Annotated in this window: 8 protein-coding genes and 3 tRNA genes; 9 read left to right on the top strand and 2 right to left on the bottom strand. The window is 38.6% G+C overall.

The window, feature by feature from the left end; all coding sequences use genetic code 11:
* Positions 1–5: 5 nt before the first annotated feature.
* The 3 genes from HMPREF8578_RS12175 (at position 6) to HMPREF8578_RS12165 (ending at position 277) form a co-directional block, all read left to right on the top strand.
* Positions 6–76: transfer RNA gene (locus HMPREF8578_RS12175), tRNA-Gly, on the top strand.
* A gap of 33 nt (positions 77–109) precedes the next feature.
* Positions 110–183, top strand: a tRNA-Ile gene (locus tag HMPREF8578_RS12170).
* Positions 184–189: 6 nt separating this feature from the next.
* Positions 190–277: transfer RNA gene (locus HMPREF8578_RS12165), tRNA-Ser, on the top strand.
* 74 nt (positions 278–351) lie between these two features.
* On the opposite strand, the gene birA is transcribed toward HMPREF8578_RS12165, so the two are convergent.
* Both birA and HMPREF8578_RS12155 read right to left on the bottom strand, forming a co-directional pair.
* Entirely contained in the window at positions 352–1,287 is a 936-nt protein-coding gene (gene birA, locus HMPREF8578_RS12160; RefSeq protein ID WP_000835312.1) for a bifunctional biotin--[acetyl-CoA-carboxylase] ligase/biotin operon repressor BirA, read from the bottom strand.
* Positions 1,287–2,144, bottom strand: coding sequence for an AraC family transcriptional regulator (locus tag HMPREF8578_RS12155; RefSeq protein WP_000959983.1), 858 nt, complete (start codon positions 2,142–2,144; stop codon positions 1,287–1,289). The genes birA and HMPREF8578_RS12155 overlap by 1 nt, the downstream gene beginning before the upstream one ends.
* Before the next feature lie 107 nt (positions 2,145–2,251).
* Here HMPREF8578_RS12155 and HMPREF8578_RS12150 point away from each other — a divergent pair, with 107 nt between their 5' ends.
* The 6 genes from HMPREF8578_RS12150 (at position 2,252) to HMPREF8578_RS12120 (ending at position 10,404) form a co-directional block, all read left to right on the top strand.
* Positions 2,252–4,414, top strand: a complete 2,163-nt coding sequence (locus tag HMPREF8578_RS12150) for an alpha-galactosidase (protein ID WP_025168856.1) — start codon at positions 2,252–2,254, stop codon at positions 4,412–4,414.
* 34 nt (positions 4,415–4,448) lie between these two features.
* Positions 4,449–5,699: an extracellular solute-binding protein gene (locus HMPREF8578_RS12145; RefSeq protein ID WP_000872424.1), complete on the top strand. Its 1,251-nt coding sequence runs from the start codon at positions 4,449–4,451 to the stop codon at positions 5,697–5,699.
* An 18-nt stretch (positions 5,700–5,717) separates the two neighbouring features.
* Complete coding sequence (locus HMPREF8578_RS12140; RefSeq protein ID WP_001007682.1) at positions 5,718–6,590, top strand: carbohydrate ABC transporter permease; 873 nt, start codon at positions 5,718–5,720, stop codon at positions 6,588–6,590.
* Between the two features lie 16 nt (positions 6,591–6,606).
* Positions 6,607–7,440, top strand: coding sequence for a carbohydrate ABC transporter permease (locus tag HMPREF8578_RS12135; protein ID WP_000711268.1), 834 nt, complete (start codon positions 6,607–6,609; stop codon positions 7,438–7,440).
* A 195-nt stretch (positions 7,441–7,635) separates the two neighbouring features.
* Entirely contained in the window at positions 7,636–9,078 is a 1,443-nt protein-coding gene (gtfA, locus tag HMPREF8578_RS12125; RefSeq protein ID WP_000155205.1) for a sucrose phosphorylase, read from the top strand.
* 132 nt (positions 9,079–9,210) lie between these two features.
* Positions 9,211–10,404, top strand: a complete 1,194-nt coding sequence (locus HMPREF8578_RS12120; RefSeq protein WP_025168854.1) for an O-antigen ligase family protein — start codon at positions 9,211–9,213, stop codon at positions 10,402–10,404.
* Positions 10,405–10,502 lie beyond the last annotated feature (98 nt).

Here is a 10,502-nt window from a genome sequence, read left to right as displayed (position 1 = left end):
ACTAAGCGGGTGTAGTTTAGTGGTAAAACTACAGCCTTCCAAGCTGTTGTCGCGAGTTCGATTCTCGTCACCCGCTTTGAACGAAAGTTCATACCAAGTTTTTGAACTTGGGCGCGTAGCTCAGGTGGTTAGAGCGCACGCCTGATAAGCGTGAGGTCGGTGGTTCGAGTCCACTCGTGCCCATTAATAGGAGAATTACTCAAGAGGCTGAAGAGGACGGTTTGCTAAATCGTTAGGTCGGGTAACCGGCGCGGGGGTTCGAATCCCCCATTCTCCGTACGTTGAGAGTTGCTAGGCTCTTTTTTTGTATGTAAATCCCCCTTCTATATCATTAAAAGGGGGATTTGTTTATTACCAACTTGTTAGTGATATTTCTCCGCTATTTAGCCAGATAGTGTGTTTATCTTCAAGTTCGACTTGAAGTTGGCCGGATTCTGAGATTTCTTTTGCAAGCCCTTTTTTCAATTTTCCATCTAGCTGGAAGGTAACTTCTTTTCCAAGTACGATTGATCTTTCTTTATAGATATAAAGTAGCTCATCTGAATCCGTATTGTAGAAACAATTCCATATTTCGCTGATGAGCTCATTACGACTAATTGGTGCAGGTGGCATAAATAGGCTGCCTGCTTTTTCTTTTAGGTCTTCTGGGAAGTCTCTTATAGAAAAATTTATACCCAGTCCGATAATGACGTCTGTAACCAAGCCTGTCTCAACTGATGTCATTGCTTCGGTGAGGATACCTGCTATCTTTTTATTTTTAAAGTAGATGTCATTTACCCATTTGATATCTACTTCTATCATAGTTAGATTTTTAATTGCTTTGTAGACTGCAGCAGCTACAAGGAGAGTATAGGATGGGAGTTTTTCATAGGGAAGATTGGGTTGTATATGCAGGGACATATAGATCCCACCCTGAGATGGAGAATAGTAGGGGCGCTGAAATCGGCCACGACCTGCCGTCTGACAGGTTGAAAGATAGAGTGTATTTCCTTTGTTTCCAGCTTCAATCCCTTCTTTTGCATCTGTTTGAGTGGATTTTGTTTCTGGTTTGTAGAGAATGTTTAAGTTGGTTTTCTCCTGGATTATATCAGGCAATATCAAATCGCCTTGGATCAGCTTGTAACCTCTATTTTTAATACTGTCTATCATGAGTCCTTCTTGTTGGAGACGTTGGATTGCTTTCCATATGGATGTGCGGCTTAGATTCAGTTCTTGGCCAATTTTTTCTCCGCTGACATAGTCGTTTTCTCTGGCTAGTATTTGGTAGACTTGTTGGTGTGATTTCATTAATTTTCCTTTCTAACTAGGGAGAGGTGAGGGAGTTCTTTTCGAGTCTGGCTGGGTGTTTTATGAAAAAATTGCTTGTAAGCTTTCGAGAAATGGAGTGGGTCTGAAAATCCGACAGAGTACGCAATGACTTTAATTGATTCTTCAGTATGTTCCAGAAGTTGTTGCGCACGCTTCATTCGAACGAAAAGTAAATATTCTTTTGGAGAGAGTTGGTGAAATTCTTTAAACACACTAGTTAAGTAACTTCTATGAACCGATAGCTCTTTTGCTAAATCTTGAATGGTGAGCGATCGTGGATAGTGACTATCAATTAATTGTTTGCAGTCAAGATAGAGCTGGTGAGTTGATGAAATATTCTCTTTTTTCTGATTGGGAGCAATAGTTCCTAGATGAAACATTAGTTCATGGAGTTGTCCCATGATGTGGAGTTGAGCCAATTCATTTGATTTTGTTATCTGAGCGAAACGGACAATATTTTCAACGAGTTTTGCAGTTGTTTGTGTATGACAGTTATTTGACTGGATGAGGTAGGATTGGTCAGAAATTTGAGATAGAGCAAAGTAGTCAGGTGCCCTCCCTCCAGTGATCCCCAACCAGTAGTAAGCCCAAGGATCCTGGCTATCTGCTTGATAGAATGTTAATTCATCTGGTTTTAGTAAAAAGAAATCTCCTGCCTTTAAATCAACAATTTTCCCCTTATAATGGAATTGACCTTTTCCTTTAGTAATGTAATGGAGTACATAGGTATCTCGAATAGCTGGGCCAAAAGAGTAATTAGGCGTGCATTCTTCATAACCGTAGAAGCTAAGAGAAAGATCAATTGTTCCAGTCTGGTATTCTGAAAAAACGAGCATGGGTCACCTCCTACCTAACATTTTACCATACTTTGTATACATTTCTCTATTTTAGAAAGCGCTTTTATGTGCTAAAATTTTATCAAGAAATGGATGAGGTACAATTTATGGGAGTTCGAATAGAGAATAATCTATTTTACGTTGAGAGTAAAGGTTTAAGCTTGATTATTGAAAATAGGGATGGGTTCTTATTATTAAAACATTTAGGAAAGACTATTAAGAACTATAGAGGGGCTAATAGTGTTTACGAACGCGATCATGCTTTTTCTGGTAATCCCATAGCTACTAATCGAACCTTTAGTTTGGATACGCAACGTCAGATTTTTGGACAACATGGTTTGGGTGACTTTAGAAAACCAACTTTACAGGTTCAACATGATGCAACTGAAGTAACAGACTTTCGATTTGTAGAAGCAAAGATTTTAAAAGGTCAGAATGGTCCACAGGGCTTACCTTCTCCTCACAGCATGGATGCTACAGAGACGCTTGCCTTGATTTTAAAAGATCCTCAAGCTAAACTTAGTCTGACTTTGTATTATACTGCTTTTGATAATGATGCGACAATTGCTAGTTATAGCAAATTGGAAAATAATAGCAATCAGGAAGTTGTCATTCATAAGGACTTTTCTTTTATGGCTGATTTTCCTGCTGCAGCTTATGAAATGGTGACTTTACAGGGAGCTTATGCTCGTGAAAAGACTGTTCGACGTCAACAGGTAGAACAAGGAATCTTTTCAATTAGTTCGAACCGTGGTGCTTCTGGGCATGCTCAAACACCAGCTCTTCTGTTATGTGATAAAGGAGTTACAGAGGATGCTGGGAATGTGTTTGCTATTCAACTGATGTATAGTGGAAACTTTGAAGCTTTTGTCCAAAAGAATCAATTGAATGAAGTTCGGGTTGCTATTGGGATTAATCCAGAAAATTTTTCTTGGAAGTTAGATCCTAAGGAAAACTTTGAAACACCGGTAGCTTTTGTGACTTATTCAGATAAGGGATTAACTGGTATTAGTCATGAAAGTCAGAATTTTGTACTTAAGCACATTATGCCAAGTAAATTTTCTAAAAAAGAGCGTCCAATTCTTATCAATAACTGGGAAGCTACCTACTTTGACTTTCAGAGAGAAAAACTGTTAGAGTTGGCAGATGAAGCTAAGAAAGTTGGAATTGAACTTTTTGTATTAGATGATGGGTGGTTTGGTAATCGCTTTGATGATAATCGTGCTTTAGGTGACTGGCGTGTTAATGAGGAAAAATTGGGTGGAAGTCTAGAAAGTCTGATTTCAGCTATCCATGAAAGAGGTTTGCAGTTTGGGCTTTGGCTAGAACCTGAGATGATTTCTGTTGATAGCGACTTGTATCGTAAACATCCTGACTGGGCTATTCAAGTTCCAGGATATGAGCATACTTACTCTCGGAATCAATTAGTTCTTAATCTTGCCAATCCTCAGGTAGTAGAATATCTGAAAAATGTTTTAGATGAACTCCTCTCTCATCATAAAATTGACTACATCAAATGGGATATGAACCGCAATATCACTAATCTGGGGAATGGTTCGAACTATCTAGAGACAAAGATGCAATCTCATCAGTACATGCTGGGGCTTTATGAACTCGTTTCTTATCTGACAGAGAAGCATAGCCATATTCTCTTTGAGTCCTGCTCTGGTGGTGGTGGACGAAATGATCTTGGTATGATGCGTTATTTCCCACAAGTCTGGGCTAGTGATAATACTGATGCTATTGCACGTTTACAAATTCAATACGGTTCATCCTATCTCTATCCAACCATTTCTATGGGGGCTCATGTGTCAGCAGTACCGAATCATCAGATGGGACGAATGACACCATTGGAAACTCGTGGTCATGTAGCCATGATGGGAAATCTGGGCTATGAGCTTGATTTGACAAGTTTATCAGATGAGGAGAAAGCTGAGATCGCTAATCAGGTGAACTTGTATAAAGAATTGCGACCAGTAGTCCAGTTGGGAAATCAGTATAGGTTAATCAATCCCGATGCTGAATCCAATGAAGCAGCTGTGCAATTTAACTATGGAAATCAAACGATTGTAACCTACGTCCGAGTCTTATCAGTTGTGGAAACAATGGAAACCACCTTGAAACTGAAAGACTTAGAGGTGGAAGGGCTTTATGAGCTGGAAGGGACAAACATTGTTTACTCGGGTGCAGAGCTCATGTATGCAGGTTTAACTGTTACCTTATCACCAGGAGATTTTTTGAGTAGACAGTATAAATTCAAAAGACTATAATAAAAGCGTATAAATTTATCAAGGAGGCATTCCAATGAAATGGTATAAGAAAGCAGGTTTTCTTTTAGTAGCTGGGGCAAGTTTACTAGGCCTAGTAGCTTGTGGTCAGAACAATCAATCAACTGATGGCAAGGTAACGATTGAGTTTTTTAACCAGAAGACCGAGATGGCAGATACCTTGCAAAAGATAGTGGATGATTTTGAAAAGGAACACCCTAATATTGATGTGAAGCTGACTACAGTACCTTCAGCTGGAATTGTGCTAAAGACTCGTATTTTATCAGGAGATGTTCCAGATATTATTAATATCTATCCTCAAAATATGGATTTTCAGGAGTGGGCGAAGGCAGGCTATTTTGCAGATATGACAGGAAAACCCTATCTTGAGAACATCAAGAATGACTATGCTGAAAAGTATGCGATTAATAATAAAGTTTATAGTGTGCCTTTAACGGCCAACCTTTATGGAATCTATTACAATAAAACGAAGTTTAAAGAATTAGGACTTGAGGAACCGAAGACTTTTAAAGAGTTTCAAGAGATTGTTAAAAAGATAAAAGATAGTGGAAATTCTCCGTTTGCGGTTGCAGGCAATGAAGGCTGGACATTAAATGGTTACCACCAACTTTCTCTCATTACCCTTACGGGTAGTGGAGACGCGGCTAATAACTATCTTCGCTTTTCAAAACCAAACGCAATCTCTGCAGATGATGCTATTTTAAAAGCAGATGCAGAACGACTCGATTTATTAGCAGATAATGCTCAAGATGGTTGGCGTGGTGCCTCTTATAATGATGCAGTGGTAGCATTTTCGAGTGAAAAAGCCTTGATGATGCCACAAGGATCATGGGCATTAGCCGCAATTAATCAACAGGATCCAAAATTTGAGGTGGGGATGTTTGCCTTTCCTGGAGAAGAAGTAGGAAAAGAAGTCACTGTTGGTGCAGGGGATATGGCATTATCAACTTCAGCTACTACCAAACACCCTAAGGAAACCGAAGAATTTATCAGCTATATGACTAGTCCAAAAGCTATGCAGTCATACTATGATGTAGATGGATCACCTGTTGCGGTAAAAGGCATACAGGAAAAAGAAGATTCAGCGCTTGCAGCTATTTCTAAACTGGCTTTTACGGACAAACATTATGTTTGGTTGGGCCAACGCTGGAACTCTGAAGAAGACTTTTTTAATCTAAGTGCAGGTTACCTGATGGATAAAAATCTGAAAAATATGGCAAACAATCTCAATGCTTTCTTTAATCCAATGAAGGCAGATTTGGACTAGAATAGGAGTTAAGATGATATGGCTATTCGAAAATTTTTAAATAAATACTGGGGTTGGACATTTTTGCTCATCCCGCTTGCTTTACAAGCTATCTTCTTTTACTTTCCAATGGTACAAGGTGCTTTCTATAGTTTGACTAACTGGACTGGATTGACCTATAATTATAAATTTGTTGGTTTAAATAACTACAAATTGCTGATGATTGATGGGAAATTCTTCACAGCCATAGCTTTTACTTTGATTTTAACTCTGGCATTGATTATTGGAGAGATTACGATTGGGATGGTTGTGGCACGAGCCTTAAATTCTAAGATGAAGGGGCAGACCTTCTTTAGAGCTTGGTTCTTTTTCCCAGCTGTTTTGTCTGGTTTGACAGTTTCCTTGATTTTTAAACAATTCTTCAACTATGGTCTTCCAACGATTGGAAAAATTTTAGGGATTGGTTTTCTACAAGAGAGTCTATTAGGAACACCTGTCGGAGCGGTAGTGGCAACTATTTTTGTTCTTCTATGGCAAGGAGTAGCAATGCCAATCATTCTCTTTCTTGCTGGTCTTCAGAGTATTCCAAATGATATTTTGGAGGCGGCATCAATTGATGGTGCAACAAGCAAACAAACTTTTTGGAAAATTGAATTACCCTATTTGCTGCCAACGATTTCTATGGTTTTTATCCTAGCTCTTAAGTCCGGTTTGACAGCCTTTGACCAAATTTTTGCCTTGACGAGTGGTGGTCCAAATAATGCTACAACGTCTCTTGGACTTTTAGTATACAACTATGCTTTCAAGAGTAATCAATATGGATATGCGAATGCAATTGCCTTGATTTTATTCTTAATTATTGGAATTGTTTCTATTATCCAAATCAAGCTATCAAAGAAATTTGAAATCTAATAGAGGAGTCCTACACATGAAAAAAGAAGAAAAATTGAATCAGTTTTGGAAATATGTCCTCTTGATAGTCGGTGGTATTCTTATACTTGTTCCTTTGTTGGTAACGGTATTTAGTTCTTTCAAGACAACTAAGGATATCATGAATCATTTCTTTAGTTTGCCCAATCCTTTTACCTTAAGCAATTATGAACGCTTGATTTCGGATGGAATTGGAGGCTATTTCTGGAATTCAGCAGTTATTACGGTGTTATCATTGATTGTAGTGGCTTTCTTTATACCAGCTGCAGCTTATTCCATTGCTCGAAATATGTCCAAGAAAAAAGCCTTTGCAATTATGTATTCGCTCTTGATCTTAGGGATATTTGTTCCATTTCAGGTGATTATGATTCCCATCACAGTTATGATGAGTAAACTCGGCCTAGCAAATATGTGGGGGCTAGTAATACTCTACCTAACTTATGCTATTCCACAGACTCTCTTCTTGTATGTTGGTTATATAAAAATCAGTGTACCAGATAGTTTGGACGAAGCTGCGGAAATTGATGGGGCTGATCGTTTTACAATTTATCATCGAATCATTTTTCCAATGTTGAAGCCCATGCATGCGACAACTTTGATTATCAATGCTCTCTGGTTCTGGAATGACTTTATGTTGCCACTGTTGATTCTGAATAAGGATTCCAAGATGTGGACTTTGCCTCTCTTCCAATACAACTACCAAGGTCAGTACTTCAATGACTATGGCCCAAGTTTTGCATCTTATATTGTGGGAATTGTAACGATAACCATTGTCTACCTCATCTTCCAAAAACATATCATTTCAGGAATGAGTAACGGGGCAGTGAAGTAAGAAAGTGCTTATGGAATCTATAATTCCATACATAGAGGAACAGTTCAGCTTATTGACAATTCTATGTAGAAAAAAGAAAGTAGTACTTGGTTGCTTGCAGTCTATATTAGTACTGAACAAAAATCTAAAAATATCTTTCATTTACGAAGCCAGGTCATATAAGACTTGGCTTTCATCAGAAAAAGGAGATCATATATGACTATTCAAAATAAAACTATGTTGATTACTTACTCAGATAGTCTTGGAAATAACCTTAAAGACTTGTATGAGAATTTGGAAGAACATTTTGGCGATGCTATTGGGGGAGTTCACCTTCTACCATTTTTCCCATCAACAGGTGATCGTGGATTTGCGCCAGTTGACTATGATGAAGTGGATCCAGCGTTTGGTGATTGGGAGGATGTTAAGCGTTTAGGGGAGGAATATTATCTTATGTTTGATTTTATGATTAACCATATTTCTCGCCAATCTAAGTATTATAGGGACTATCAAGAAAAACATGAAGCCAGTGAATTTAAAGAGCTCTTTCTAAACTGGGATAAGTTTTGGCCGGAAAATCGTCCGACACAGGCTGATGTAGATTTAATTTACAAGCGAAAGGATCGTGCACCAAAGCAAGAGATTGTTTTTGCAGATGGTTCAGTAGAACATTTGTGGAATACCTTTGGTGAGGAGCAGATTGATCTTGATGTGACCAAAGAAGTAACGATGAGCTTCATCCGTAAGACGATTCAACATCTAGCAAGTAACGGGTGTGACTTGATTCGTCTAGACGCCTTTGCTTATGCAGTGAAGAAATTGGATACCAATGATTTCTTTGTGGAACCAGATATTTGGAATTTATTGGACAAAGTTCGAGATATCGCTGCTGAGTATGGGACAGAGCTCTTACCTGAGATTCATGAACACTATTCGATTCAGTTTAAAATAGCGGACCATGATTACTATGTTTACGATTTTGCCCTTCCAATGGTGACCCTTTATACTCTTTACAGTTCCAGAACAGAGCGCTTGGCTAAGTGGTTAAAGATGAGCCCGATGAAGCAATTTACGACACTAGATACCCATGATGGGATTGGAGTGGTAGATGTCAAGGATATCCTGACCGATGATGAAATTGACTATGCTTCAAATGAGCTCTATAAGGTTGGAGCGAATGTCAAACGTAAGTACTCTAGTGCAGAGTATAACAATCTAGATATCTACCAAATCAATTCAACCTACTATTCTGCGCTTGGAGATGATGATGTCAAGTACTTCCTCTCTCGTTTGATTCAAGCTTTTGCTCCAGGCATTCCTCAGGTTTACTATGTGGGTCTATTAGCAGGAAAAAATGACTTGAAATTATTAGAAGAAACCAAAGAAGGTCGAAATATTAATCGCCATTACTATAGCAAGGAGGAAATAGCAGAAGAAGTTCAACGTCCTGTGGTGAAGTCTCTTCTCAATCTATTTTCTTTCCGTAATCAATCAGAGGCCTTTGACCTAGAAGGGACTATTGACATTGAAACACCAACAGCTCACAGCATTGTAATCAAACGTCAAAATAAAGACAAATCCGTAACAGCAGTAGCAGAAATTGATTTGCAGAGTCAGACCTATCAAGTAGTGGAAAACGGCAGAAAAATTCAGTTCTAATGCTATATTAATGAAAGAGTTTTTTTGTGGCGAAAACGTGTTCATTGTTCCCAAATGACGGAAAAAATGGTAGAATATAAAGATAGTTTAGCATTTATCTTCTGGAGAAATCCAGAACAGAAAGGATCCGTTTTGAAATCAATTGGATTACTGGATAAGATAAGAGGGCTTTCGAAAAAAGATTTCTTTTTGTATCTGATGATCATAAGTATCTTTTTACCTTTTTATTTATTCTTAGCGCTCTTTGCTTTATATTTGATAGGTTTACTTGTTACTGGGGAGATGAAGGGAATAATCAAAGGATTGGCAAAACATCCTGTACTTCTCTTTTTTATTGCCTACAGTAGTATCATCTCCATCGTCGCCAAGAACTGGCTTGGATTGGTTGCATCTTTACTGATGTTTCTCTTCCTCATTTTCTTTAGTTTCTACCAGAAACGTCTGACGCATGCTTTCTTTCGACTGATTCTGCAGACAATCTTGTTTGGTAGTGTGCTCTCTGCTATTTTTGCTACTTTGGAGCATTTTCAAATTGTAAAGAAATTTAACTACGCCTTTCTTTCGCCCAATATGCAAGTATGGCACCAAAACCGTGCAGAGGTGACCTTCTTTAATCCGAACTACTATGGAATTATTTGTTGCTTCTGTATCATGATTGCCTTTTATCTCTTTACAACGACGAAGCTAAGATGGTTGAAAGTCTTTTGTGTGCTAGCAGGTTTTGTGAATCTATTTGGTTTGAATTTTACACAAAATAGAACAGCCTTTCCTGCCATCATCGCTGGTGCTATCATTTATCTCTTTACAACCATTAAAAACTGGCGTGCCTTCTGGCTCAGTATTGGAGTTTTCGGGATTGGTCTTTGTTTCCTCTTTTCAAGCGATTTGGGTGTCCGTATGGGAACGCTAGATTCTTCAATGGAGGAGCGTGTTTCAATCTGGAATGCGGGTATGACTTTGTTTAAGCAAAATCCGATCTGGGGTGAGGGTCCGCTGACCTATATGAATTCTTTCCCGAGAATCCACGCACCTTACCACGAACACGCGCATAGTCTTTACATCGATACTATTTTAAGTTATGGTTTGATTGGAACCATTCTCCTATCCATTTCTTCGGTTATCCCGGTTCACATGATGATGGATATGAGTCAGGAGTCTGGTAAACGACCAATTATCGGTCTTTATCTCTCCTTCCTGACAGTAGTCGCTGTACATGGAATCTTTGACTTGGCTCTCTTCTGGGTACAGTCAGGATTTATCTTCTTGCTGGTTATGTGCAGTTTACCACTGGAACATCGGACACTGGTGTCCGAAATGACAGATTAAGTTAATAAATAGTGAAGATCTTCTACTCTAGGTAGGAGATCTTTTTTTGTTGGTGGAAATTATTTCTAAATCGAAATAGTTGACAGATGGAACGATAA

It is taken from the genome of Streptococcus oralis ATCC 49296 (genome assembly GCF_000185265.1).
Taxonomy (GTDB): domain Bacteria; phylum Bacillota; class Bacilli; order Lactobacillales; family Streptococcaceae; genus Streptococcus; species Streptococcus oralis_BC.
The sequence above is the reverse complement of the archived record's forward strand: the minus strand, read 5'-3'. Positions and strand labels throughout refer to the sequence as shown.

Bases quoted from the DNA above. Each gene is read 5' to 3' on its own strand.
- birA (WP_000835312.1), bottom strand. From the start codon at position 1,287: ATGAAATCACACCAACAAGTCTACCAAATACTAGCCAGAGAAAACGAC.
- HMPREF8578_RS12155 (WP_000959983.1), bottom strand. From the start codon at position 2,144: ATGCTCGTTTTTTCAGAATACCAGACTGGAACAATTGATCTTTCTCTT.
- HMPREF8578_RS12150 (WP_025168856.1), top strand. From the start codon at position 2,252: ATGGGAGTTCGAATAGAGAATAATCTATTTTACGTTGAGAGTAAAGGT.
- HMPREF8578_RS12145 (WP_000872424.1), top strand. From the start codon at position 4,449: ATGAAATGGTATAAGAAAGCAGGTTTTCTTTTAGTAGCTGGGGCAAGT.
- HMPREF8578_RS12140 (WP_001007682.1), top strand. From the start codon at position 5,718: ATGGCTATTCGAAAATTTTTAAATAAATACTGGGGTTGGACATTTTTG.
- HMPREF8578_RS12135 (WP_000711268.1), top strand. From the start codon at position 6,607: ATGAAAAAAGAAGAAAAATTGAATCAGTTTTGGAAATATGTCCTCTTG.
- gtfA (WP_000155205.1), top strand. From the start codon at position 7,636: ATGACTATTCAAAATAAAACTATGTTGATTACTTACTCAGATAGTCTT.